25 protein-coding genes are annotated in these 25,477 nt (G+C 54.8%); 13 read left to right on the top strand and 12 right to left on the bottom strand.

The window, feature by feature from the left end:
• Positions 1-38 precede the first annotated feature (38 nt).
• The 8 genes from V6575_RS20470 to V6575_RS20435 all read right to left on the bottom strand — a co-directional run bounded on the left by V6575_RS20470 (position 39) and on the right by V6575_RS20435 (position 8,524).
• Positions 39-377: a DUF2834 domain-containing protein gene (locus V6575_RS20470; protein ID WP_340277037.1), complete on the bottom strand. Its 339-nt coding sequence runs from the start codon at positions 375-377 to the stop codon at positions 39-41.
• Positions 378-468: 91 nt separating this feature from the next.
• The gene (dprA, locus tag V6575_RS20465; protein ID WP_340277035.1) at positions 469-1,608 is read right to left on the bottom strand and encodes a DNA-processing protein DprA; all 1,140 of its coding nucleotides are present in this window, start codon (positions 1,606-1,608) and stop codon (positions 469-471) included.
• On the bottom strand, positions 1,608-2,279 hold the full coding sequence (gene plsY, locus V6575_RS20460; protein WP_340277033.1) for a glycerol-3-phosphate 1-O-acyltransferase PlsY: 672 nt from the start codon (positions 2,277-2,279) through the stop codon (positions 1,608-1,610). The genes dprA and plsY overlap by 1 nt, the downstream gene beginning before the upstream one ends.
• A 24-nt stretch (positions 2,280-2,303) precedes the next feature.
• Entirely contained in the window at positions 2,304-3,605 is a 1,302-nt protein-coding gene (locus V6575_RS20455) for a dihydroorotase (RefSeq protein ID WP_340277031.1), read from the bottom strand.
• 15 nt (positions 3,606-3,620) lie between these two features.
• Entirely contained in the window at positions 3,621-4,577 is a 957-nt protein-coding gene (locus V6575_RS20450; RefSeq protein WP_422785610.1) for an aspartate carbamoyltransferase catalytic subunit, read from the bottom strand.
• 89 nt (positions 4,578-4,666) lie between these two features.
• A complete protein-coding gene (locus tag V6575_RS20445) occupies positions 4,667-5,596 on the bottom strand; it encodes an AEC family transporter (RefSeq protein ID WP_340277028.1) in 930 nt (309 codons plus the stop codon).
• Positions 5,597-6,118 (bottom strand): Holliday junction resolvase RuvX, encoded by a 522-nt coding sequence (gene ruvX, locus V6575_RS20440; protein ID WP_340277025.1) that lies wholly within the window; start codon positions 6,116-6,118, stop codon positions 5,597-5,599.
• A gap of 132 nt (positions 6,119-6,250) precedes the next feature.
• Complete coding sequence (locus V6575_RS20435) at positions 6,251-8,524, bottom strand: bifunctional diguanylate cyclase/phosphodiesterase (RefSeq protein WP_340277023.1); 2,274 nt, start codon at positions 8,522-8,524, stop codon at positions 6,251-6,253.
• A gap of 496 nt (positions 8,525-9,020) precedes the next feature.
• Here V6575_RS20435 and V6575_RS20430 point away from each other — a divergent pair, with 496 nt between their 5' ends.
• Both V6575_RS20430 and V6575_RS20425 read left to right on the top strand, forming a co-directional pair.
• On the top strand, positions 9,021-9,734 hold the full coding sequence (locus tag V6575_RS20430; protein ID WP_340277021.1) for a metal-dependent hydrolase: 714 nt from the start codon (positions 9,021-9,023) through the stop codon (positions 9,732-9,734).
• A gap of 203 nt (positions 9,735-9,937) precedes the next feature.
• The gene (locus V6575_RS20425) at positions 9,938-11,830 is read left to right on the top strand and encodes a PhoX family protein (RefSeq protein WP_340277019.1); all 1,893 of its coding nucleotides are present in this window, start codon (positions 9,938-9,940) and stop codon (positions 11,828-11,830) included.
• Positions 11,831-11,908: 78 nt separating this feature from the next.
• Here the strand turns inward: V6575_RS20425 and V6575_RS20420 are convergent, their stop codons facing one another.
• Positions 11,909-12,394: a YHS domain-containing (seleno)protein gene (locus V6575_RS20420; RefSeq protein ID WP_340277018.1), complete on the bottom strand. Its 486-nt coding sequence runs from the start codon at positions 12,392-12,394 to the stop codon at positions 11,909-11,911.
• 156 nt (positions 12,395-12,550) lie between these two features.
• A complete protein-coding gene (locus V6575_RS20415) occupies positions 12,551-13,138 on the bottom strand; it encodes a TetR/AcrR family transcriptional regulator (protein ID WP_340277017.1) in 588 nt (195 codons plus the stop codon).
• A 135-nt stretch (positions 13,139-13,273) separates the two neighbouring features.
• Here V6575_RS20415 and gatC point away from each other — a divergent pair, with 135 nt between their 5' ends.
• The 3 genes from gatC to V6575_RS20400 all read left to right on the top strand — a co-directional run bounded on the left by gatC (position 13,274) and on the right by V6575_RS20400 (position 16,225).
• Entirely contained in the window at positions 13,274-13,561 is a 288-nt protein-coding gene (gene gatC / locus V6575_RS20410; RefSeq protein ID WP_340277016.1) for an Asp-tRNA(Asn)/Glu-tRNA(Gln) amidotransferase subunit GatC, read from the top strand.
• A gap of 66 nt (positions 13,562-13,627) precedes the next feature.
• Complete coding sequence (gene gatA / locus V6575_RS20405) at positions 13,628-15,112, top strand: Asp-tRNA(Asn)/Glu-tRNA(Gln) amidotransferase subunit GatA (RefSeq protein WP_340277013.1); 1,485 nt, start codon at positions 13,628-13,630, stop codon at positions 15,110-15,112.
• 15 nt (positions 15,113-15,127) lie between these two features.
• Complete coding sequence (locus V6575_RS20400; protein WP_340277012.1) at positions 15,128-16,225, top strand: NAD(P)/FAD-dependent oxidoreductase; 1,098 nt, start codon at positions 15,128-15,130, stop codon at positions 16,223-16,225.
• Between the two features lie 100 nt (positions 16,226-16,325).
• Here the strand turns inward: V6575_RS20400 and V6575_RS20395 are convergent, their stop codons facing one another.
• The gene (locus tag V6575_RS20395; RefSeq protein WP_340277011.1) at positions 16,326-16,583 is read right to left on the bottom strand and encodes a YjhX family toxin; all 258 of its coding nucleotides are present in this window, start codon (positions 16,581-16,583) and stop codon (positions 16,326-16,328) included.
• Between the two features lie 206 nt (positions 16,584-16,789).
• Positions 16,790-17,035, bottom strand: a complete 246-nt coding sequence (locus tag V6575_RS20390; RefSeq protein ID WP_340277009.1) for a hypothetical protein — start codon at positions 17,033-17,035, stop codon at positions 16,790-16,792.
• A gap of 219 nt (positions 17,036-17,254) precedes the next feature.
• Here V6575_RS20390 and V6575_RS20385 point away from each other — a divergent pair, with 219 nt between their 5' ends.
• From V6575_RS20385 to V6575_RS20350, 8 genes are all read left to right on the top strand, one after another.
• Positions 17,255-17,554: a phosphatidylglycerophosphatase gene (locus tag V6575_RS20385; protein WP_340277007.1), complete on the top strand. Its 300-nt coding sequence runs from the start codon at positions 17,255-17,257 to the stop codon at positions 17,552-17,554.
• Positions 17,555-17,677: 123 nt separating this feature from the next.
• Complete coding sequence (fliK, locus tag V6575_RS20380; RefSeq protein WP_340277005.1) at positions 17,678-20,290, top strand: flagellar hook-length control protein FliK; 2,613 nt, start codon at positions 17,678-17,680, stop codon at positions 20,288-20,290.
• Positions 20,291-20,375: 85 nt separating this feature from the next.
• Positions 20,376-20,666 carry an EscU/YscU/HrcU family type III secretion system export apparatus switch protein gene (locus V6575_RS20375; RefSeq protein WP_340277003.1) on the top strand — a complete coding sequence of 97 codons (291 nt, stop codon included), beginning with the start codon at positions 20,376-20,378 and terminating at the stop codon, positions 20,664-20,666.
• Between the two features lie 166 nt (positions 20,667-20,832).
• Complete coding sequence (gatB, locus tag V6575_RS20370; protein ID WP_340277001.1) at positions 20,833-22,317, top strand: Asp-tRNA(Asn)/Glu-tRNA(Gln) amidotransferase subunit GatB; 1,485 nt, start codon at positions 20,833-20,835, stop codon at positions 22,315-22,317.
• 301 nt (positions 22,318-22,618) lie between these two features.
• Positions 22,619-23,299 carry an amino acid ABC transporter permease gene (locus V6575_RS20365; RefSeq protein WP_340276999.1) on the top strand — a complete coding sequence of 227 codons (681 nt, stop codon included), beginning with the start codon at positions 22,619-22,621 and terminating at the stop codon, positions 23,297-23,299.
• The gene (locus V6575_RS20360; RefSeq protein ID WP_340276997.1) at positions 23,296-24,006 is read left to right on the top strand and encodes an amino acid ABC transporter permease; all 711 of its coding nucleotides are present in this window, start codon (positions 23,296-23,298) and stop codon (positions 24,004-24,006) included. Before V6575_RS20365 ends, V6575_RS20360 begins: the two co-directional genes overlap by 4 nt.
• A gap of 38 nt (positions 24,007-24,044) precedes the next feature.
• A complete protein-coding gene (locus V6575_RS20355) occupies positions 24,045-24,833 on the top strand; it encodes a transporter substrate-binding domain-containing protein (protein ID WP_340276995.1) in 789 nt (262 codons plus the stop codon).
• Positions 24,834-24,990: 157 nt separating this feature from the next.
• A complete protein-coding gene (locus V6575_RS20350) occupies positions 24,991-25,452 on the top strand; it encodes a GNAT family N-acetyltransferase (protein WP_340276993.1) in 462 nt (153 codons plus the stop codon).
• Positions 25,453-25,477 lie beyond the last annotated feature (25 nt).

Here is a 25,477-nt window from a genome sequence, read left to right as displayed (position 1 = left end):
CGGTCATCAGAAACAGGGAGCTTGATCTGGCGTGTAATTTATAAGTCTTGTGCCGCTTGCGCTGTCTTTTGGCTTGACTGTGTCTCGCGTAAATAGAGGTAGAGTGGCATGGCCAGAGACAGGCCGACGCAAAAGACAGCCGGAAGCACCAGCCACCAGGTCTTGATGCCGCGGCCCTTCGCATCGTCGTAGCTCCAGACCCAGAAGACTGTAATGGATATCAGGATATCTGCTGTGAAGCCCCCGGTAGCCGGATTAGCAAACAGGGATTGAATAAAGAGGGGGATGTCTATGCCATGAGAGACAATGAAAGAACTGAAGAATAGCCAGGGTATCGCGGTTCCCGCGACCGCCATCACCAAATAAAAGTGTTTCATTTTTTAGGTCCTTTATATGATGTCTTGATCGGAGGTCGCATAGAGGCGATTGGGATGATTGTAGCCCTTCAGTGGGGGCTTCGAATGGGGGCTAAAGTAAAAGTGAAACCCTCTGGCCACTGTGTCTTTCAAGCCGTCCGGCAAGTTCCAGTTCCAGCAGAAGGACATGGATTATCCGTGTGCTTTCGCCGGTGAAGCGAATGATCTCGTCTATTTCAACAGGTGTTGGCCCCAAGGCTGACACGAGTCTTTCTCGCGCGCTGTCGCTTGGTTCTGTGGAGAAGAGATCCTTGTCTTCGGTTGGCTCTTCGATTTCCAGGGTAAATGGTAATTCCGGTGCGATCCTGTCGGCAAGGGCTTCCAGTACATCTTTTGAGGATGTGACGAGCATTGCGCCCTGGCGAATCAATCCGTTGGCACCTTCCGAACGCGGATCGAGCGGTGATCCGGGAACGGCAAAAATCTCACGGTTCTGATCTAGAGCAAAGCGGGCGGTGTGAAGCGAGCCTGATTTTTTGGCTGCTTCAATCACGATCACCCCCAAAGACATGCCCGATATCAGCCTGTTGCGACGTGGGAAATCCCGTCCGCGTGGTTTCCAGCCGAAGGGCATCTCAGAGATGGCGTTGCCGCCAGCGCTGAGAAGGGCCTCTAGCAGTCTGCCATGTTCGGGCGGATAGAGAATGTCGATGCCGCCGGCAAAGACAGCTGTCGTTCCTGATGTCGTGGCGGCTTCATGGGCGGCAGCGTCAATGCCGCGTGCAAGACCCGACGCAATGGCATAGCCTTGATGGCCCAGTTCGCGTGAGAATTGAGCCGCGAGTTTTCGGCCAGAGAGGGACGCATTGCGGGCCCCGACGACGGCGACCATTTTCGGCTCTGCCAGTGTCTGGCCGCCTTTTACAGAGATCAGCGGCGGCGGGCCATCAATATGGCGCAGGTGCGGAGGATAATCCGGCTCACCCAAGGCGATGAGCCGGGCATTGGCGTTCTGGTGGGACTCTATTTCCGCTTCTGCATCGTTCAGCGGGCAGACACGGATGGCTGATTTGCCGCCTCGACGCGACAAGCTTGGCAGCGCATCAAGGGCTGCCTCGGCTGAGCCGAAGTGGTTAAGCAGATCGCGAAAGGTGGCGGGCCCAACGTTTTCCGATCGGATCAATCGGAGCCAGGCGAGGCGCTGGGCCTCGTTTAATATCAGGGCGTTTTTTGATGTCGCCCTGTTGTTCATCAGGCGGGACTGCCCGGTTCATTTTGAGGGTCCTCAGGCATGTTTCCCGCTGGTTTGGATTTGGCGCCGATCTTGGTTTCCTGCCCCCTGAGGAGCCTGCCAATGTTCTCATGGTGCTTCAGCCAGAGCAGGAGGGACAAGAGTGTAAACATTTCAGCCATTTGCGTATGGCCTAGCACATACAACAGAATGGGACAGGTCAGGCTTGCGGTCAGCGCCGAGAGCGATGAATAGCGTAGAACAATGGCCATAACGAGCCAGATTGCGAGAAAGGCAAGACCAGCAGGCCAGTAAAGACCCAGCAGGATGCCGATATAGGTAGCGACACCCTTGCCGCCATTGAATTTCAGCCACACCGGAAAGAGATGGCCCAGGAAGGCTCCAAGACCTGCGAGCAGCGCCATTTCAAAACCGAAGTAATGGTTGGTCACGAGCACTGCGACTGTGCCCTTCAACGCATCGCCGAGCAGAGTGGCTGCTGCCAGGGACTTGCGGCCAGTGCGCAACACATTGGTGCTGCCGATGTTTCCTGAACCAATGTCTCGGATGTCGCCCAAACCGGCAAAACGTGTGATCAGAAACCCGAACGGAATCGAGCCAAGCACATAGCCGAAGGCGATAACGGAAAGGTAATACGGCCAGGCAATTCCCCAGCTGATCGGATCAGGCACTTAATTTCTCCGTCGTCATTTTTTTCAATCGTAAGTGTAGACGGTCTTGCCTGCAACGATTGTCTGCAAGGTTCGCCCGGAGAAGCGGCTGTCCTCAAAGGGAGAGTTCTTGGAGCGGGACTTTATGGCGCTTTTTTCCAGCACCCACGGACGGTCTGGATCGAACACCACGACATCTGCCGGCGCTCCTGCTGAAAGCTGTCCAGCATCCAGCCCCAGCCGCTTGGCGGGATTGCAGGTCATGGTCGCCAGAAGAGGCATCAAATCGACTTCTTCCGAATGATGTAATCTCAAAGCGGCAGCCAGCAGGGTTTCCAGGCCAATTGCGCCGTCTTCGGCTTCGGCCCAGGGGTGACGCTTGGTTTCGACATCCTGTGGATCATGGTTGGACACGATGATGTCGATGGTGCCGTCGGCTATGGCTGCAATCATCGCCTGGCGGTCGTCTTCATCACGCAAGGGAGGCGACATCTTGAAGAAGGTCCGGTAGGGACCCATGTCGTTCTCGTTCTGAGTCAGGTGGTTGATCGAGACACCTGCGGTAATATCCAGCCCGCGTTTTTTGCCAGTGCGGATTACATCGGCGCTGTCTGAGGTCGAGATCAGATTGGCGTGATAGCGGCTTTTGGCCATGGCAACGAGGCGTAGATCACGCTCCAGCATGATGATCTCGGCCTCGCGTGGAACGCCTGACAGGCCTTTCCAGCTGGCATTGAGACCGGCGTTCATCGTGCCCCCCGCCAGATCAGGGTCTTCTGTGTGATGGACCACCAGCGCATCGAAATCGCGGGCGTAAGTCATGATCCGGCGCATGATCTGAGCGTTTTTGACGGACTTGTGCCCGTTGGTGAACGCAACAGCACCAGCTTCCTGAAGGAGGCCGATCTCGGTCATGTCCTGACCGGCAAGGGTTTTCGTCAGGGCGGCCATCGGCTTGACGTTGACGATGGCCGTGTCACGGGCGCGGCGCAGGATGAAGTCAACAAGGGCCGGGTCATCGATCACCGGGTCCGTGTCCGGCATGGTGACGATGGTGGTAATGCCGCCGCTGGCTGCGGCCAGAGAGGCCGAGGCGAAGGTTTCGCGGTGTTCTGCCCCCGGTTCTCCCACGGAGACGCACATGTCGATCAGGCCGGGCGCTGCAACGGCTCCAGCGCAATCAATAATCTCTGCGCCATAGGGCGTGCCCTGGTTGGCGGCTTCCGGTCCTGCTGCCAGGATGGTGCCATCGACAATGATGACAGAGCCGGGGGCATCAAGGCCGCGCGCCGGATCAATCACCCTTGCATTGGAAAGCACCAGAGGTTTGGGCGTGTCTATGGCCACAGGTCTATCCTTAACTTAGCCGTTCGGCATATGGGCTGCGAGCGCTTCAAGCACCGCCATGCGCACTGCAACGCCCATTTCCACCTGTTCGCGAATGAGGCTTTGCGGCCCGTCGGCAACTTCCGGGTCAATCTCTACGCCCCGGTTCATCGGGCCTGGGTGCATGACCAGCGCGTCCTCACGGGCAAAGCTGAGCTTTTCCTTGTCGAGGCCGTAGTAGCGATAATACTCGCGGACTGACGGAATGAAGGCCCCGCTCATGCGTTCACGCTGGAGGCGGAGCATCATGACGATATCAGCGCCTTTCAGACCTTCGCGCATGTCGCGGAAGACTTCCACGCCCATTTTTTCGATGCCGCTGGGCAGGAGCGTCGAAGGCGCAATGACCCGAACTCTGGCGCCAAGTGCATTGAGCAGAATGATGTTTGAACGGGCGACACGCGAGTGCGTGATGTCGCCGCAGATGGCAACGGTCAGCCTCGCGATCTTGCCCTTGTGACGGCGGATGGTCAGTGCATCCAACAAGGCCTGCGTCGGGTGCTCATGCGGGCCATCACCGGCATTGACAACCGAACAGCCAATTTTGCGGGCGAGCAGGTGAACGGCTCCGGCTGCATGGTGACGCACGACCAGGAGATCTGGGTGCATGGCGTTCAGCGTCGCAGCGGTGTCGATCAGGGTCTCGCCCTTTTTCACCGACGACTGGGACACAGCCATGTTCATCACATCAGCGCCTAGCCGTTTTCCGGCCAGCTCGAAAGAGGATTGGGTTCTGGTGGAGGCCTCGAAAAAAAGGTTGATCTGCGTCCGGCCGCGTAGCACGGGATTGATCTTTTCCACCTTGCGGCTGACCTCAACGGCCTCATCCGCCCGGTCCAGAAGACCGAGAATTTCGTGGGGTTGGAGCCCTTCAATGCCCAGCAAATGGCGATGGGGAAAGGGGCTAAATCGACGGGGGGCTTGTGCGCTCATCGAGGTCATTGCAATAGGGTAAATTTGCCGATTCTACAAGCTCCAAGACGCATTGCAGGTGCCTGTCCACTGGATTGGTCACAAAATGACTAACCGAGCAGGACGAGGGCCAGCGGGATGGTGACCATTGCGGCGAGAGTTTGAAGGGTCAGGATCTCGGCCATCAGCTTGGCATCACCGCCCATCAAACGAGCCAGAAGAAATGAATTGCTGGCCGATGGAACCGAGCAGGCGATCAGGATGGCAATCAAGGCGTTGCCCTCTATGCCAAACAAGGCTGCAAAGCCGGCGGCAACCAGTGGACTGATCAGAAGGCGGATGAATGTGCCGCTGGTGAGGGCTGGGCCTGGCCTGCGCAGAGACTTGAGGTCGAGGCTGGCTCCCACGCAGATGACCCCGACGGGCAGGGCGGCGCCGCCCAGCATGGTCAGCGTCGTCATCGCGGGGGCCGGGATCGGGATGGACAGAAGATTGAACACCACACCTGCAGCAATCGAGATGTTGAACGGATTCGTATAAAGGTCGCGGGCAACCTTTCGGGGTGTTGGCGCTTCCTGGCTGTCGCCGTAGCGCGACAGGACCAGAATGCTTGAGACATTCAGCACCGGAATCATCACGACCATTGCGATGGCCAGGAGAGCGACGCCTTCAGTGCCGATCAGGCTGTCGGCCATGGCCAGTGCGAGAAAACCATTCCAGCGCACGGCGCCTTGAAAGATCGATGTGTAGCGCGGACCTGTTATGGCGAACCGCTTTTCCAGAAAAGGTCTGAGCGCAAGGATCAGTGCAATCATGAAGGAAATGGAGCAAAGGAGCGCAAACCCCATGGAGAATGTAGGCATATGGGCGAAGTCAGCAATCGCGATTGATCTGAACAGGATCGCCGGAAACAGCAAGTAATAGGCAAGCCGTTCGATGCCGGACCACTGGTCCTTGCTGATGATGTTTGTTCGCTCCAACGCGTAGCCGAGCGCCGTGATGAAAATGATTGGCAGCAACGAATAGAATATGATCAGCATTTAAATTTCATCAAATCGAGAGGAGGGGCTGTTGGATAGATCGTTGGCTTCAATGTGGCGCAGGCGGTCCAGGAAGCCTTGCAGGATAAAGGCAGCTGCCATTTTGTCGACGACTTCGGCGCGTTTCGCCCGGCTTGTGTCAGCTTCAAGAAGAGTTCGGGTAACGGCAACTGTCGAGAGGCGCTCATCCCAAAAAGTGATTGGCAGGTCCGTCTTGGGGGCGAGGTTCCGGGCAAATGCACGGGTTGCCTGAGCGCGCGGGCCTTCGCTGCCATCCATATTCAGGGGCAGTCCTAAAACCATGCCGCCGACATCCTGCTCGTCGCAAATCTCGAGAAGCAATTCGGCATCAAAGGTGAATTTCCTGCGCCAGATGGTCTCCATCGGGGTCGCAATACCGCGCCCGACGTCAGACAGTGCCAGACCAATGGTTTTTGTTCCAAGGTCAAGGCCAATCAGGCGTTTGGACGGTGTGGTGGCTTGAAGGAATTCTTCAAGTGAAAGGGAAGGGACGGAAGCCATGATTGGGCTCTATCAGCTGAATTGTGTTGGCGCTAGGTCACGAAGTTTGTGTATGTCAGGTTTTTCAGCAAAAAATCTGACATGGCAGTTCTCAGTGTCCAACCGAGCCTAGGGATCGGCGTGGTTTGTTATCTAGAGGCTTTGCAAACGGGGAGGAACCGATGCGTTGGCTTCCGTATCCAGCCATTCGGCCAGTGCCTCGACTGGCATGGCTTTGGCGTAGTAGTAGCCCTGCAGGCAATCGGCCCCCATTTTACTCGCAAACTCGACTTGCTCAATGGTTTCGACGCCCTCGGCAACGGTCTTTGCGCCAAGGGATTTGGCCATTGTTATGATCGATTTCAGGATTGCACAGATTCGCTCATCCTCGTAGGCACCAACAATGATTGATCTGTCGATTTTTATGAAGTCAACGGGAAGCCTGGCCAAACGGGCGATATTCGAGTAGCCCTTGCCGAAGTCATCGATCGACAGCCGGTAACCGCGCTCGTGCAGGGCCTTGAATGTTGAGGATGCTCTGTCTTCTGAAGTGAAAAGAGCGTCTTCGGTGACTTCTATCTCCAGGCGTTCTGCTGCGAAGCCAAGTTTGTCGCGAATGCGATCGACGCTTTCCACAAATTCGGGAGCAACGAAATGTCGGGATCCGATGTTGACTGACGTGAAGATGCCATGTCCAAGATCAACCAGCTTTTTTTGATCCAGCATGGCTTGCTCGATGACCCATTCCCCAAGGGCCACGATGATCGGAGAATTCGAAATGGCAGGCATCCAGCGGTCTGGCATATAACGGCCGTACTCCGGATGGTTCCATCGGACCAGAGCTTCCACGCCGGTGGCCTTTTGCCGTCTAGAGCAGACCTTCGGTTGGTATTCCAGAAACAGGCCACCGGTCTCGATTGCTTCCAGAATGTCGCGGCGCATTTCTGCCGAAGACTGTGTGCCTATTTCTGAATTGAAAATCTCAGCCCGGTTTTTACCGCCATTTTTGGCGTGGAACATGGCAATGTCTGCACGCTTTATCAGACCTTCGACATCGTTACCGTCGGCAGGAAAACGTGCGCAGCCTATGCTTGCGCTCATGGTCGAATTGAATGGCAGGCCGGGGACGGGGGTCGACAATACACTCCTCAAAGTGCCCAGGAGGCTGTGGATTTCAGCTTCATCGCTCATGCCTTGAACGACGATAATGAATTCATCTCCGCCGATACGGGCAACAATCGGAGCTTCCAAGGGGGAGGCAGTGCTGTCCTGAGCGGTCAGTTTCAGATTACTTGCCACATTGACCAGCTTTTGAGCGCTGACCCTTAGGACGTCGTCGCCTACACTATGTCCGTGCAGATCATTCACGTCTTTGAAGTTGTCGAGATCGACGAGGATCACAACTCCGCTTTGGCTGGGGTGCGTCGCGTCTCTGAGAATTGGCCCTGCCACAAATTGGAGGCGATCTCGATTGGGGAGTCCGGTAACGCTGTCACTGTAGGCGAGGGTTTCGACTTGGGTGGTGACCTGCGTCACCTTACGGACCATGGTGTTGTAGTTCTTGCGAAAATCAATGATTTCGGCAAAAGGGATCAAACCATCATCGGATTGCACCATGTTCAACTTCCGCGCGCGCGCATTTTTTTTCATTGCGGCGACAAGTTTTTCCAATGGGGTAGACAGGGATCTAGCAAAAAGTAGTCCCAATGCGAGCATGATGATTGCGCCGATGCCCAAAACGAAAAATGCTGAAGATTGGTTCTGGTAGACCTTGTCGTAAATTTCAGAGACCGGTTGAGGAACCATAACGCCCCAACCCGAACCTGGAACCGCTGTGAGGCCTGCAATCATGTCGCCTTTGAGGGCTGGAGAGTAGAATTCCTCGATGCCGGTTTCCCCACGCATCATCCTGGACACGGATGATACTTTAGAGATATTCTTGCGAGTTTTGACCCAGTCCTTGTTGGGGTGGGCGAGCACATTGCCCGCTTGGTCGACGATTGCCGCGTGTCCTTTAATCCCGAAACTGATGCTGTCTCCTAGGGTTTTGAAATACTGTGTGCTGATTTCAGCTATTGCATAATAAGTGTCCATGTCTCGAATGAGAAACAAGACGTTCTCGCCATTGCCATTATCGCGAACAGTTGAAAACACCATGTGGTCTGAAACTGCGATGACCGAGAGGCTTTCGAACAACTCAGCGCCCATTTTTTGGAGTTTTGGGATAGGGGCCGTTGTTATCAATTGCTTGATTGTTCGGTTGTTCTTGTCGACATTCAGTACACACAAAATGTGCAATTGCCGCAGAAACTGGTCCATCTCTGTGGTTGGGTCTCCGCGGGAAAGGCCCGCACTAACGAACTCGACCGCCGCTGTGACGTCATTCTCATAGCGCTCAAGCGCGTAACCGAGATTTTGAGCGATCAAAAGATGTCTATCTTTGATCTCGGTAAATTCCCGATTTACGCTGTCATGGTATGACCAAATGCTGAGAATGAGCGCTGGAATCAATGTTGCGCTTACAAATGATAAGACCAGAAAACTCCGGATTCTCATGCACATTCAACCTTTCGGTGTTGGTTGTCCAGAGTTGGTCGTTGCATGGCTGCGTCTTTATATTAACAATTTGTCGTGCGTCATGAGTAGTTATACTATCTTAAACTCTAAAATATTAATCAAATGTTGTAGGCGTTTTTTACAGTAAACCTCTGGTTAAGTTCTACATTCAAATCTTGGAGGCCCGCGTAAATTTCCTGAGCGCCGTTTTTTGTCGCCTTTAGTTTTATACTTTGGTTTTTGGAAATGTCAGGGGGGGCGGTCAAGTCCTTTGTAAGGTCAAGTCCTGGGAATGTCGGGGGTGCAGGCAGGGAAAAGCTGTGCGATAGGAATGGTGCTTCTTTAAAATCGGCATGGGAACTTTGTTATGAAATTGACCTGGTATGGGCATTCGGCTTTCAAAATTTCAATCAAGGGTGCATCGATCCTGATCGACCCTTTTTTGACGGGCAATCCAAGCTTTCCTGCAGACATGAGCGTTGATCTTGTGTCTGAGGGCGTAACGCATGTCCTGTTGACCCATGGCCATGACGACCATGTTGGAGATGCTGCCGCCATTTGCAAAAAGACCGGCGCGCAATTAACTGCCGACTATGAGCTTTGCTTGTGGCTGCAGGCGCAGGGCGTCAGCAACATCAATCCGATGAATTCTGGCGGTTTTCTTGATTTAGGGCCTTTCAAGGTCGCAATGACGACCGCCCACCATTCATCCTCGTCGCAGAGCAAGGGTAATGGGGAGGCGATCTATCTCGGCCAGCCACATGGCTTGATCGTGGATGCACCAAATGAGCCTGTCGTCTACCATATGGGGGACACAGACATCTTTGGTGATATGGCCCTGATCAACGAACTCTTCGCTCCGAAGGTCGGAATTGTGCCGATTGGGGATCGTTTTACAATGGGCGGTAAAGTGGCTGCGCTGGCCTGTAATCGCTTCTTCGATTTTGAAACCATTATCCCGTGTCACTTTGGAACTTTTCCGATACTGGACCAAAATGCGGATACCTTTATTGGCGGCCTTGGGGAGAGGGCATCCAGAATCCAGCTGCTCGCTCCGGGGGATGAGGCCACCTGCAATTAACGCTCGCAAGTGAGAAATGTGATGGTGCGGCAAAGGCGCGAGGTTGTCTCGTTGGATGATGATCTCGTGCCTTTGCCTTAGAGCACAGATTTCTCCGGATCATTACAAATGCATAATGCACTGGAAAGTGTCGTCAACCTGACATGGTGATGGGTGATCTTGCGCGCGTAAATGTTGGTAGCCAGCTATTTGGAGAGCAAGCCATGACAAACGCGGATACGCATGATCTTTCGTGGGACGATTGGGACGAGTTGCAGCGTCCGACGCCTGAAGAGACTGAATTTGATCAGGTCGTTGACAGGGCTCTGTCTCGACGTGGCTTTTTGGGCGGCATTGTTGCCCTTGGCTCTGGTGCTACGGCCATGGGCCTCGGCACGAGCCTGTTAGGGTCAACCTCTGCCGAGGCCATGACCTCCAGCCGCTTCGGTTTCAAGGCAATACCGATTGCGACAGATTCAACTGTCCATGTTCCAGAAGGTTACACATGGGACGTTCTGGTGCGTTGGGGCGACAAGCTTTTTTCCGATGCTGCAGACTTTGACCACGCAACAGGCGGCGATGCTGCCACGTCCGACCGAGTGTTCGGCGAGAACACTGACGGCATGGAATTCTTCTCCGTTGGCGACCACCAGCTGATTGCTGTCAATCATGAATATGCCAATCCCAAGCTGAACTTGCCGAACAACAAAGACGGCATTCCGACATCTGCAGAAGATGTCAAAAAGCTGCAGAACCTGCAGGGCGTGACTGTGATGGAAGTGTCCGAAGGCGAACATGGTTGGCAAGTGGTTGTCGACAGCCCGTTCAACCGGCGTATCACCCATAATACGCCAATGCGTCTGGCTGGCCCTGCTGCTGGTCATGATTTGCTGAAAACGGATGCTGATCCGTCGGGCACTCAGTCGCTTGGAACGTTCAACAATTGTGGTTCAGGTAAAACCCCTTGGGGCACTTATCTGACCTGCGAAGAGAATTTCAACGGTTACTTTGGATCGACCGATGCAGCATTTGCTGTGCCGGATGATTACAAGCGTTATGGCATTGGACTGAAAAGCCGCTACGCCTATCAAATGTTCGATCCACGTTTCGATATCTCCAAGAACGTGAATGAACCACACCGTGCTGGTTACGTGGTGGAAATCGATCCGGCTGATCCTGCTTCAACGCCTGTGAAACGCACAGCGCTGGGCCGCTTCAAGCATGAAAATGCTGAATGTGCTCTCGGTCGTGACGGTCATGTTGTTGTGTATCTGGGAGATGATGAGCGCGGCGAATTCCTTTATAAGTTCGTGTCCAATGGCACCTATCAAGCTGGTGGCAGCACAGATGGTCTTCTGGACGATGGCACATTGTTTGTTGCCAAGTTCCATGACGATGGAACCGGTGAGTGGCTGGCCTTGACTGAGGAAACCACTGGCATGAGCCAGGCTGAGCTCAGCATCTTCACTCGCATGGCAGCTTCCAAGGTTGGCGCAACCACCATGGACCGTCCTGAATGGATCGCGGTTAATCCTGTGGCCGTCGAGGCTTATTGCGCGCTCACCAACAACAAGAACCGCGGTATCAAGACCAATGCCGGCGGTGATGAGACCCCTGTGGGCGGACCTAATCCGCGTGCAGAGAACAAATACGGCCAGATCGTACGCTGGTATCCGGAAAACGATGATCATGTGGATCCCAAGTTCAAATGGGACCTGTTCGTGATGGCCGGAAACCCTGAGGTTCATGGGGGTGACACCTACGGTGGGTCTTCCAACATCAATGCTGGCAACATGTTCAACTCGCCGGACGGTATGGCCTTTGACACAAAGGGTCTGTTGTGGATCCAGACCGATGGCAATGACAGCAATGAAGGGGACTTTGCCGGACAGGGCAACAACCAGATGCTGATCGGAGATCCGGCCACGGGTGAAATCCAGCGGTTCTTGACAGGACCACACGGCTCGGAAGTGACCGGTCTCAACTGGTCAGTGGATCGCCGCAGTGCCTTTGCTGGAATTCAGCATCCTAAAGCACCGTTCCCTGATGGAGATGGCAAATTGGCCCGTTCGTCCATTGTGGTGATCAAGCGTGATGACAACGCCCTGATCGGATAACGGTTCAGGTTTGGATGAAAGATTAAGGGCGCAGCGGGTTACCGCTGCGCCCTTTCTGTATTGTTCATATAGCCGAGATCACCGGATGATTGGTTCTTTCAGGTCTTCCGGCTTTTTGTCCTTGATGATTTCCCAGTTCAATGTTGCGTTGTTGATGTAGCCTGCAACATCTCCCTCAAAGCGTTTCTGAACGGCGGGGCTGTTGTTCAGATACAGTTTGCCATCAACAATTTTCCAGGCTTCTGGAACGACAGGCACCTTGAAGCCCATGGCTGCGCCAAAAGCGCAAAAACCGCCATATTGCGGGGCGTATTTGGCTGGATTGGCGACAAACATGTCGCGGTTCTCAGCCGAGGAGAATTTCCAGGTCACATCGTCGTAGGTGGTTGTGAATTTATCAGAGCCTGCAACAGGTTTGCCTAGCGTGAAATAGGCAACCGGATCGGTGCCTCCAATCGCAGCATCGCCGCTGACATAGGTCGTGATTTCGTCGGCGTATGCAGAGCCTGCAAAGAGGCAGGTTGTCAGAACAATGCCGGTGAGGGCGGATTTGATGAAGGTCATTTGGCATGGTCTCCCAAGTGGCAAGGACGGCAGGTGAAAGGGGGCGGCTGCCTTGCATTGGAAAATGAGATCCTGAGCGTGAGAATGCCAATCAAGCCTCTTCACGGATCCGGCACAGATGCGAGAGCCAATGGCAGTTTTGGTATCTGGCTGGTGTCAGGTTGGCGGCATTCGAGGGGCGGTGAGGCCAAGGACGAGATGAATGGCTGTCTCAATATCTGCCTCGCTGATCTGCTGTCCCCGGATCTGCAGTTTGAAATAGATCAGGCCCAGCAGGAGGTCGATCCTGGTTTCCATGTCTGCTTCAAACGGTGTGGCAATGAAAATCTGGCGCAAGACCAGGCGGCGCGCATCTTCCGCCTCATTTAAGATTCCCTTCAGCTCCGGGTGATCTTGCATCGGCACAAGTGCCCGCAAGGCGTCGCCAAGTGGTGTCTCCTGATAGGCGCGGACTGTGTTGGTCAGGCAGATTTTCAGATCATGGGCGACATTGCTGCGTTGAGGCGGAGAGGGACTGGCTTGCTCCAGTGCAGAACGGATGGCAGCTGCGACCATGGCCGTCTTGTCCGGCCAGCGACGATAAATAGCCTGTTTACTGGTCTGCGCCTTGGCCGCAACATGGGCGATTGTCGTGGCCTCAAACCCTCTTTCGGCCAAGCCATTGAGGGTGGTCGTCAATATGTCTTCGGTGACTTGTGTTTTTTGGGGGCGGCCAATATCAGATTGGTTTTTACGGTTACTCATGGAACCGTATTTGCTGGTTTTCTATTCTCCTTGCAAGGGTTTCCCTTGTCCTTGGCTCAAATTTCAGAAAAACAGGGGGCAGATACGGGCTGGAAATTGTCCGATGGCTTTATCAGTTGAGAAAGAGAAAACCTCATGTCGGTCGACACAGATACGGTGAAACGCGTTGCCCATCTGGCGCGCATCAAGGTCAGCGACGGCGATGCCGAGCGTATGACCGGTGAACTCAATGCCATTCTCGGCTTTGTTGAACAGCTGGACGAAGTGAATATTGACGGCGTTGAGCCGCTGACATCGGTTGTTGAGCAGACCATGAAAAAGCGCGCTGACGGCGTTACCGATGGGGGCTATGCCTTGGATGTCACGGCCAATGCACCGATGTCTGAAGACAATTTCTTCATGGTTCCGAAAGTCGTCGAATAACCGGATTTCACGATGACCGCCGTTTTTTATTCACGGCCGCTTCAGGCCGAAACCGAGATCTAGATTATGACCGACCTGACCAAACTAAGCATTGCCGATGCGCGTGAGAAGCTCGCCAACAAGGACTTCACCTCTCTCGAACTGACCGAGGCGTTTCTCGACAACATTGAAGCGGCGAATGGCGCGCTGAACGCCTATGTGGCGGTGACAGGCGATCAGGCCCGCGAAATGGCGAAAGCATCTGATGAGAAGCTCGCCAAGGGCGAGGCGGGGGCGCTGGAAGGCATTCCGCTCGGCATCAAGGATCTGTTCGCGACCAAGGGTGTTCACACCCAGGCTTGCAGCCACATTCTGGATGGCTTCAAACCAGCTTACGAATCCACTGTCACCGCCAACCTTTGGGCCGATGGCGCTGTCATGCTGGGCAAACTCAACATGGATGAGTTCGCCATGGGATCGTCCAACGAGACGTCTCATTATGGCAATGTGATCAATCCGTTCCGCAAGGCTGGTTCCAATCAGGATCTGGTTCCGGGCGGCTCTTCCGGCGGATCAGCTGCAGCGGTTGCAGCCCGTCTTTGCATGGGCGCCACTGCGACTGACACAGGCGGATCAATTCGCCAGCCAGCTGCCTTCACCGGAACGGTTGGCATCAAGCCGACTTATGGCCGTTGTTCGCGCTGGGGGACGATTGCCTTTGCCTCGTCGCTGGATCAGGCCGGGCCGATTACCCAGACCATTCGCGACAGCGCAATCATGTTGAAGTCGATGGCCTCTGTGGATGCCAAGGACACCACATCGGTGGATATGCCGGTGCCCGATTATGAAAAGGCGATTGGCAAATCAGTCAAGGGCCTTAAGATCGGCATTCCGGCTGAATACCGCATCGACGGCATGCCAAGCGAGATCGAAGAGCTTTGGCAGAAGGGCATCCAGTGGCTGAAGGATGCGGGTGCCGAGATCGTTGATATCACCTTGCCGCACACGAAATACGCATTGCCAGCCTATTACATCGTGGCCCCTGCCGAAGCGTCCTCGAATCTTGCCCGCTATGACGGTGTTCGCTATGGCCTCCGGGTTCCAGGCACTGACATTGCGGACATGTATGAAAGCACGCGCGCAGCCGGTTTCGGCTCCGAAGTGCAGCGCCGGATCCTGATCGGCACCTATGTGCTGTCCGCCGGATATTATGACGCCTATTACCTCAAGGCGCAGAAAGTGCGCTCGCTGATCAAGCGGGACTTTGATCTGGCCTGGGCCAATGGCGTTGATGCCATCCTGACACCGGCGACCCCGTCAGCAGCTTTCGGCATTGCTGATCAGGACATGCATTCCGATCCGGTCAAGATGTATATGCAGGACGTCTTCACAGTGACGGTGAACATGGCGGGTCTGCCGGGTATTTCCGTGCCAGCTGGCTGCGACAAAAACGGTCTTCCGCTTGGTCTGCAGCTGATCGGCAAGCCGTTTGATGAGGAAACCCTGTTCCAGATCGGTTCCGTGATCGAAGAAGCTGCAGGCCATTTCTCGCCGGACGCCTGGTGGGCATAAAGGTTCTTCAGCGTTATGCATGACGTTGAAACCATTGTTATTGGAGCAGGGGCGGTGGGCTTGGCGACGGCCCGCGCTTTGGCTCTATCCGGTCGTGAGGTCATGGTGCTGGAGCGCCATGACCTGATCGGTTCGGAGACGAGTGCGCGCAATTCGGAAGTCATCCATGCGGGCATTTATTATCCCAAAGACAGTCTGAAAGCGTTGTGCTGCGTTCAAGGCAAGGCGCGGCTCTATGACTTTTGCGCGGCCAATGGGGTCGGCCACGAAAAGATCGGCAAGCTGATCGTGGCCAGTAGTGCGGCCCAGGTCGAAGAACTCGCGGGCATTCGGGCCAGGGCTGAGGCCAATGGCGTCGGCGATCTGAGCTTTTTGTCTGAGGATGATGCCGCAGCCTTGGAACCGGACCTTAATTGCAAGGCTGCGCTGATGTCTCCCTCAACCGGGATCATCGACAGCCATGGTTATATGTTGGCACTTCAGGGCGAACTGGAAGCCAATGGCGGTCAAGTGGTGCTGAACACGGATGTGGTTGGCATCTCGGCGCTGGCTGACGGTGGATATTCTGTCGTTGTGCGAGCGGATGAAGAAGACTACGCACTGACCTGCAAGGAGCTGATTGTAAGCGCTGGGCACGGTGCGCCAAAGCTGGCTGCAGGCATTGAAGGGGCTGCCCCGCCAACAGCCTATCTCGCGAAAGGCTGCTATTTCAAACTCACCGGAAAAGCGCCGTTTTCTCAGTTGATCTATCCGGTGCCGGAGCCTGGTGGGCTGGGCGTTCATCTGACCCTTGACCTGCAGCATCAGGCGCGGTTTGGACCGGATGTGGAGTGGGTGAGCGATCTGGATTACCGGGTAGATCCGGCGCGCGGGGAAAAGTTCTACGCGGCCATTCGCAGCTATTGGCCGGGCCTGGAGGACAGCGCTTTGGTCGCGGATTATTCCGGAATTCGCCCAAAAATCTCAGCGCCGGGCGCGCCTGCAGCGGATTTCCGGATTGATGGCCGGGAGGCTCATGGCCAGTCTGGCTTGGTCGCGCTTTACGGCATTGAATCGCCCGGTTTGACGGCGTCTTTGGCCATTGCGGATGTTGTTCTGGAGCGTTTGGGGTGATGCCTTAGCTGCTGCAATGGGGTTTTAGGGGCGGACGCACGGCATCCAGCCGACCAGGAAGAAAAAACAGCCGACTTTATCAAGCCGGCTGTTTCTGTTTTTAGCGGTTGTTGAGCTGGGAACGGACGCGCTTCAAGCCCAGTTCGGTGATCCGGTATGGACCACTTGATCTTGAGGCGATGTAGCGGCGACGTTTCAGCTTTTTGAACAGCGGCAGCGGGCAGCCGGACCAGAGCCAACCTTCCCGTGTCACTGTGCAGTTGGTCGTTATTTTACCGGTCTCATCCTTTTCAACGAGGATGCGGCCACCTTGAGCCAGCAGGTGAAGCACCCGCTGTTCAGCTTTTGAGATGTCCATTGAATTGTGAAGTCTTTAAATGCGCGCAAAATAATGCTTGTCGCAGCAGGTGCATGCGGCAGCGTGTCTCACATTTGCCCGACCAACATGTGATCGGGCTTTAAAGGGCCTCTCGGCAAAAGCGCATAAAAACTCCATAGGTATGCAAGAGCGAATTTAACTGCTGTCAGGCATTTTACAAGGAAAATAGCGGGATAGTTCGCGGGTTAGCTGCCTTCGGCGGGCCAATAACCGCTTGCCGGGTCTCGGGACACTGGGAAAGTCTTGACTTCCGTGGATCCACAGCGCGCGCATTTCAGATTTTCAGCAATCTTAGAGACATGCACGTCTGGATCAAAGCGTGCGTCGCTCATGTATCGAAATCGATGGCAATGACTGCACTTGAGGCCAAGGCGCTTTTCTTGCTGTCTCATGTCATCAATGGTGATGTCTGCAGATGCTTCTGTTTGCATGTATTTTATTCTACTTGTTTTGGAATTGCTAAAATCATACTGCTTACCTTGAGTAATATGAGTTAGCTTAATTTTTACAGCTCTACATTTTCTGCATTTGTTGATAAATTTAAAGGTACTACCTGCGCATAGCCGTTCATTGTGTTTTAATTGCATCCTGTCGTGTCGATGTTCAATTCTCAGCTCGCAATTCCGGGAATCTGTCGTTAAATATCTGCCATGATGACATTCTCTGACACATGGCTGGATCTCTTCGGACTTGCTGGCTTTCTTAACCCCTTTGCGCTGTTGATCGGTGCGGGGATGGGCTGGTACGCCAATCAGGCCTCCAAGATTTTCGTCGCCGGTTTTGCCGGAGCTGTCCTGTCGCTGTTTATTGAGACAGCCTGGAGCTTTACCCCCATTCCCATGCTTATTCCGCATGATGCGGGAGCCTTGGCGATGTTTCCATTCCGTTTTGTTGGGGCCATTGTTGTCGCCAGCATTGCTTATTGGATTTCAAACAGGCGTAAAAGATAGATTCGGGCAATGAATTCTTTGCGTGAATGGCAGGCCTTATCCGTTAGAACCATAGATAAAGAATCTCTGCTACAGTGAGGTCTGTTTCCTCGGGTCTTGTGCCGGTAGCAAAAAGAATACGTCATGGTTGGTCATATCGCAGCCCTGCAGATGGCAAGTGCTTCGTCCCGAGGAGGGGCGGCGCTCAAACTTGAACCCGGCATGGAAGTGCCTGCGAGGGTTGTTTCGAGCGGACCAGACAATATTTTACGTCTGGCCGTAGGCAAGCAAACTGTGGACGTTCAAGCCAGCACTCCCTTACCAAAAGGCACTGAAGTCACGCTGAAAGTATCGGGTGATACGGCGCGCCCCCAGATTCAGATTATTCCGTCGGCTCAAGGCACGAGCCAGAGCGCGGCACTTCAGCAGGCTGGTTCGGCTGGGGGACAGCCGCCGCAGTCACCGCCTTCGGGCACAACGTCGCCAACGCCTCCTGTTTCTCAGTCCCCAAGTCAGCCAGCGTCTCAGTCCCCGACGCAACTTCAGCCCCAAGCGCTGCTTCCTGACCAGACTGGAGCTACGCCTGGGCAGATTCGTGCGTCCGTCACAACGCAGATCCTGACGTTGCCCCAAACTGCCGCGCTGCCTCAAATTGTATCGTCGCCCAATTCACAGGTTCAGGTTTCCCCGCCTTCAGTGCCTGCTGCCTCACCAGCTGCACAGCCTTCTGTGCAGACGCCTGGCGTGACACCTGCCCCCAGCGGGACGTCCTCAATTCCGACAAATTCGCCAACGCCTGCCTCTGCATCGGGAGTGCAAACGTCTGCGGTGAGCCCACCGGCTACAGGGTCTACATTTGCGTCTGGTACTGGGAATGGGACTGGTGCGCCCACCGGATCGGCAGTTTTGCCGTCGCAGGGCAGTCCCCAATCGTCGACTGCCGGCCCTGCTTCTCAGGTTTCCACAACAGCTCCCAACACCGGTGCCAGCATTTCTGGTGCCGGTGGGAATTTGCAAACAGCTTTGCCTGGGTCCCCGGTGCCTGGGGCCTTGACTGGCGCGGCATCCAGCCCAAATACCCCGGCGCAAAATCCGGCAGGGCCACAATCTCCCTTGCCTGCAGGTGGGGCTCCGGTAAATGGAGGCAGCAACGCTGTGCCGACGCCGCCTGTTGCTTCCGTGCTGAGTGCTTCTCCGGCTCAGGTAACTGCAGCACCACAAGCTCCGGCAGGTTCGCAGGGTAGCTCTGGAGCCGTGGCGGGCCAAATTTCCGGACAAGGTGTTGCCCCCGCAACGGGGCAGGGCGCTGGTGGTTCGGCGTTACCGCAACAGCCTTCGGCGCAGCTGCCTTCTCAGATACCCCTTTCGGCAACGTCTCAAACCTCTGGCCAAGCACTTCCCCAGACAGCCGTTCCAGGAGCGGCTCCCGTTGATGCTCCAGCTTCTCAGGCACCTCAGTCTCTTCAAACGCCCCAGGCTGGAGGGGCGCTTGCGCAGCCCGGAACCTCTTTGCCAGCTTCAGCGAGTGGAGCGACATTGCCGAGCACTGCAGCTCCTGCTGCGAGTGCCCCCACATCTGGCCCCATCGTCACAGCTCAAAGCGCACCTTTGACGGCGGAGGCCAAACCACCATTGCCAACAAGGTCTGCACCTTTGGCCGGCCCGGCATCTCAAGGCTCCCAAGGTCTTCAAGGCGGCACGCAGGCGTCTCAAGTCTCTGGGCGGCTGGTCGCGAGTTATTCTCCGTCTGTTCTTCTGTCCGGTGCAGATGCGTCTCGTGCGGGACGTCTACCGGTGTCTGAACCGCTGCAAGCGGCGGCCAACAGATTGTTGCCCGGTCTTGAAAGCCAGCAAGCGTCCCTGTCCGGTGTCTTCGCCCAGATCGGGGCATTATCGGCCAGCGTCAGCTCAGGCAAAGTCTCAGTGTCCAAGCCGGTTCAGGATGTGATGCAGCAGATCCTCGGGCTGAGGCTCGGAGGCGGTGCTGCGTCGGTAACAGGCAAAACGATTGCTCAGTCGGTGGCAAACTCTGGGCTTTTTCGCGAGAACACCCAATCCGTCAGCGGCAAATCTGCTGCCCTTGATCTGAAGTCCCTTTTGGTCCAGCTGCGCGGTATGTTGGATGGGCTCGGGGTTAAACAAATGCCAGTGAAACCGCTGGTGCAGCCGCCTGTGCCGGGCCTTCGAAACGGGCCCAGCGGACAGACACCGGCCGCCGGAGCCTCCTTACATTTTGTGCCCGATGGCGAACCGGAAGCACAGGCCCAGCTGACTCGTTTGATGCAGAGCACCGACAGTGCGTTGGCGCGCATTCGCCTCAGTCAGATGGCAAGCCGCGGGCTTGGCAAGGAAGAAGCGTCTTCCCGACCGACAGGAAGTGCCCGCGCCATGGATGTGGTCATGGATCTGCCTCTGGCTGTTGGTCAGGAAACCGCCGTTCTGCAGATGCAGATCGGGCGGGACCCTGAACATGACCAAGGTGAAAATGACGCGGAAAAAGCCTGGAGGCTGCGCTTCGGTCTGGATCTGACAGCCACCGGACCAGTGGAGGCTGCTGTGAGCCTGCGCGGCGGGGGAACTTACGTCAGTCTCTGGCTTGAGCGGGAAGACACCCACCGTAATTTGTCGGCACAGCGGGACACGATAGAGGCAGCGTTTGCCCACGCCGGTCTTGAATTGCAGGAGCTGCGGTTCATTCGGGGGCAGCCAATCCGTTCCAAAGCTGCTGCGGGCGCAAGAGTGGATCGTCAATCGTGACAGCTTATGGTGTGAATATGCATCATAAGAAAGATCCGGGGCATATGAGTTGCTCCGTGTGCGAGACTGGAGTGAGGGCACTGTTGTGAGTGATAGAGAAGGCAAGGGGAAAAAGGTTGCCGTCGCGCTGTCCTATGATGGCGACAGTGCGCCGATTGTGACGGCAAAAGGCTTCGGCGCAGCGGCCACGAACATCGAGGACGTTGCACGTGAGGCGGGGGTTCCGATCGAGAACAATCCGATGATGGCCGAGGCCTTGTCCCAGATCGAAATCGACCACGAGATTCCAACTGAGCTTTATCAGGCGGTCGCGGTTCTCATTGGTTTCATCATGCGCACGGGCGCATCCCAGAACCCAACAGATCCCAGAGAATAAGGACGCGGTTTTCGCCGTCAGACGCTCCATTTGGTAAGATAATGTTGTCTTTGTGGGAAATGCTGCTGTCTCATAGGTGCTCACGGATTGTATTGTGAGCGCCCTGCTTTTATAGGAAGAGCAACACCCTTCCGGGCTCAATATCAGCGAACAGGAATTTGAACGCATGACGACGCTTGTCGAGGCACGCACACCAGACCCGAAGAAGTTCATCAAGGGCGCCACTGGCGACTGGGAAATTGTCATCGGCATGGAAGTCCATGCGCAGGTCAATTCGGAGGCAAAGCTGTTTTCCGGAGCGTCGACTGAATTCGGCAATGATCCGAACAACAATGTGTCTCTGGTCGATGCGGCCATGCCCGGCATGCTGCCAGTGATCAATGAGGAATGTGTGCGTCAGGCCGTCCGCACGGGTCTTGGCTTGAAGGCTGAGATCAATCTGAAGTCCGTGTTTGACCGGAAGAACTACTTCTACCCGGATTTGCCGCAGGGCTATCAGATTTCCCAGTTCCAGCAGCCAATCGTTGGCGAAGGCATTGTCTATCTTGATATGCCCAATGAGCGGGTCGAGATCGGCGTTGAGCGCCTGCACCTTGAACAGGATGCAGGCAAGTCGCTGCATGACCAGCATCCGTCGATGTCTTTCGTAGATCTGAACCGATCCGGTGTGGCGCTGATGGAAATCGTTTCCAAGCCTGACATACGGTGCTCGGATGAGGCGAAGGCCTATCTGACCAAGCTGCGGACTATCTTGCGCTATCTGGGCACCTGTGATGGGAACATGGATCAGGGATCCATGCGCGCCGACGTCAACGTGTCTGTACGCCGTCCGGGCGCTGACTTTGGCACTCGCTGTGAGATCAAGAACGTCAACTCGATCCGGTTTGTCGGTCAGGCGATTGAATATGAAGCCCGTCGTCAGATGGCGATCCTGGAAGACGGTGGATCGATTGATCAGGAAACACGGCTGTTTGATTCCGTAAAGGGCGAAACCCGCTCCATGCGGTCCAAGGAAGAGGCGCATGATTATCGCTATTTCCCGGATCCGGATTTGCTGCCGCTTGTGTTTACGCAGGCCTACGTGGACGACCTTGCCAAGGATCTTCCGGAACTTCCGGATGAGAAGAAGGCTCGTTTCGTCAAGGAGTGGGGCCTTTCGCCTTACGATGCTGACATTCTGGTTGCTGAAAAGATCTCAGCTGATTTCTTCGAGAAGGTCGCAGATGGGCGCGATGCCAAGCTGGCCGCCAACTGGGTGATCAATGAGCTGTTCGGTCGCCTGAACAAGGAAGGTCTTGATATCACGACCAGCCCTGTGTCGGCTGATCAGCTTGGGTCCATTGTGGATTTGATCAAGGCCGGAACGATTTCGGGCAAGATCGCCAAGGACCTTTTTGAGATTGTCTGGAGCGAAGGCGGTGACCCGGCTCAGATCGTTGAAGACCGCGGCATGAAGCAGGTCACGGATCTGGGGGCCATTGAGGCAATTGTCGATGAGATCATCGCAGCAAATGCCGCTAAGGCAGAGCAGGCCAAGGAAAAGCAGGGTCTGCTTGGCTGGTTCGTCGGTCAGGTCATGAAAGCGTCCAAAGGCAAGGCCAACCCGCAGGCAGTAAGCGATATGCTGAAAGCCAAAATCGGTATTGAATAATTCTGGTTTGATTTGTTCTCAGTTATTTTCAAGCGCCCTGAACGACTGTTCAGGGCGTTTTTTGTGTTGAGCCAGCTATGTTTTTTGATGTAAAAATAGGCATTTTAGATTTTTGAACCTGCCTATTTAGTAATCTTTTTCTGCCGGGTTTGACTTCTTACGCCCCCCTCCGAGCATTTCGTCATACTTCATGCCCTTTTTCAAAATTGGCATACGGTTTGCGTGTGGAAGGCATCAGTCTGTTTCAACCTCTCAGGATTATTCTCAATGTTTGCTGTTCAATGCCGATTGATCGAAATTTATGGCTGACCTCAGATTTTTCGAAATTTACCGCAATCTGGACTATGTTTTTCTGATTTTGCATGGTGCAAGCGTCAGTGCGCTTCTCACGGTCGGAGGTGGGGTTGCAGGATTTGTTCTTGCAGGTTTTCTGTCAGCAGCTCGGCATCACAAAATTCCCGTCATTGCGCATGTTGCGACCGGCTATGTGGAGTTCATCCGCAACACGCCGCTCATCGTGCAGATGTTCTTTGTTGCGTTCGGCCTGCCGATGTTGCTGGGATACCAGTGGCCATTCTGGGCGCATGCACTGCTGGCATTGACACTGAATTTTTCGGCGTATTTTGCTGAAATCTTGCGTGCCGGACTGACATCCATCGCCAAGGGGCAGACGGAAGCTGCGATGGCACTTGGTTTGCCGAAGTGGCTTTGTTTTGTGAAAATCACCTTTCCCCAGGCTGTTGCGACCATGTTTCCGTCATTGAACAGCCAGTTCATTTTCCTGTTTCTCACCACCGGTGTTGTCTCTGAGATTGGAGTTACCGATCTGACCTGGGCCGGGCTTTACATCGACAGCCGAAGTTTCCGGTCTTTTGAGGTCTTCTTCACGCTAACTGCCTGTTACGTCCTTATGTCCCTGACATTCAAGGGCCTGTTCAGTGTGCTGCATGACCGGTTGTTCAGGTGGAGGACTGTCCGATGAAGCAGATATTCGTTGACGTTCTGGGAAAACCCTTTGGCATCGTCCTGTTTCAGCTTTTTGATGCAACACAGTTCACCATTTACTTGTCGCTGATCGCGTTCGTCGGTGGCGGCATAATCGGATTGCTGGTCACGGCTGGGCGCATTGCCCCCTCCAAGAGCCTACGCGCGGTTTCCACGGCCTACACCTGGTTGTTTCAGTCCGTACCGCTGCTGATGTTGTTGTTTTTGCTCGGCTTGGGAATGCCAAGACTGTTTGAGATCAATGTGGATCCATGGGTGGCGGCCAGTCTATCACTGACCCTTTATACAAGCGCGTATCTGTCCGAGGTTTGGCGAGGCGCCTTGGCGGCCATTCCGGCGGGGCAGAGTGAAGGGGGCAAGGCGCTGGGGCTGACAACGCCGCAAATCGTCTTGCTGATCATCGTGCCCCAAGCGTTTCGCCTGGCGATTGCCCCAACCGTTGGTTTTCTCGTTCAGATCATCAAGGGGACATCGCTGGCCTATATCATCGGGTTTCACGATCTGATGAGCATTGGAAAACGCTGGGCCAATTCGCCGGTCCCCGGGACCCAGCCTTTCGTCATCTACCCTATGATGGCGATGATCTACTTCGCCCTGTGCTTTCCCTTGTCGGTCTGGTCGCGACGCCTCGAAAAACGCCTTGGCTCCTCCTCCCCCAAAGGCGGTGCAAAAGCTTCCGCCTGACTGTCTTTTCAAGTTCATCACCTCAGGAGAATTGTAAAATGATGAAAAAACTATCAGGACTGATTGGCGCAGCGATTACTGCATCAATGCTGGTCGCAACGCCGGCCTCTGCAGAGCTCAAGGACATTCTTTCTGCGGGAAAGATCAAGATTGCCACTCCGGAAAATTTCACACCGTTCGGCTCTCTGGGCGCTGATGGTGAATATGAAGGCTATGACATTGATGTGGCCAAGATGATCGCAGAGGATCTTGGTGTGGAGCTTGAACTGGTTCCCGTAACTTCAAAACAGCGGATTCCATTCCTCGAAACAGATCGTGTTGATCTTGTGATCGCCACTCTTGGGGCCAATCCGGAACGGGCCAAGTCCATCTGGTTTTCCCATGCCTATGCGCCCTTCTTTTCCGGTGCATTCGCCAAACCTGATGTTACGGTCTCTTCAGTCGATGATTTTTCCGGCAAGAAGATCGCTGTAACAGGGGGAACACTTGAAGATCTGGCGATTACGGCTGATGCCCCTGCTGATGCTGACATCATTCGATTTGGCGACAACGCGGCGACCATCGCAGCTTATGTATCGGGTCAGGCAGATGTCATTGTGACTGGTAATATGGTGGCGCTCGGCATCACCCAGACCAATCCGGAATTCGGTCTTGAGAACAAGTTTATTATTGCGAACTCACCGTCCTTCATTGGCATCAAGACCGGCAATATCGATTTGCTTCAGTGGGTTAACGTCTTTGTCTTGAACAAAAAGCTGAACGGCAAGCTGGATGCCTTGTCCAAAAAATGGCTGAAAACGCCATTGCCACCGTTACCTGCCCTCTGATTTACTTGAGATCGACGGATTAAGGTGCGCGGCAGGCAACTGCCGCGCATTTTTAGTTTGCCGCAGTTTTATCAGTCAAACGAGGTTACAGCGCTGTCGTAGTCTTGTATTTCGAGGCTGTTAAAATGATGGTCTTTGTTGCTGCGGGAGAGATGTCATGAGTGTTGCCGTTTCCATTGAAAAGGCGAGACCGGAGCATCTGGTTGAGATTGTTGCGATCATTGGCGCTGGCGCGGCTGGTGCGCGGGTTGGCCGGGAGAGCAACAACGCTGAGGATTACCGCCAAGCCTTCGACGCTATTTTGCAAGCGCCCGAGATGGATATCTATGTGGCGCTGGACGATGACGGCAGTGTGCTGGCGACTTATCAGATCCATTTCATGAAGGGTCTCGCGTTCAAGGGCCGTCCTCGGGTCGAACTGGAAAGCGTACATACCCGCGCGGACATGCGCGGTCAGGGGATTGGTGCCAAGTTGATTGAGCATGCTGAGGCGCTGGCACGACAGGCGAATGCCGGGCTCATACAATTGACGTCCAACAGCGTTCGTACGGATGCACATCGATTCTACGTTCGGCTTGGTTATGACCAGAGCCATCTTGGCTTCAAGAAGTTGTTATGAGCTGGAATGGGTTTTCGATGCCTTG

Source organism: Roseibium algae (assembly GCF_037783265.1).
GTDB lineage: Bacteria > Pseudomonadota > Alphaproteobacteria > Rhizobiales > Stappiaceae > Roseibium > Roseibium algae.
Note: the sequence above shows the minus strand (reverse complement) of the source record. Positions and strands in the feature narration are given on the sequence as shown.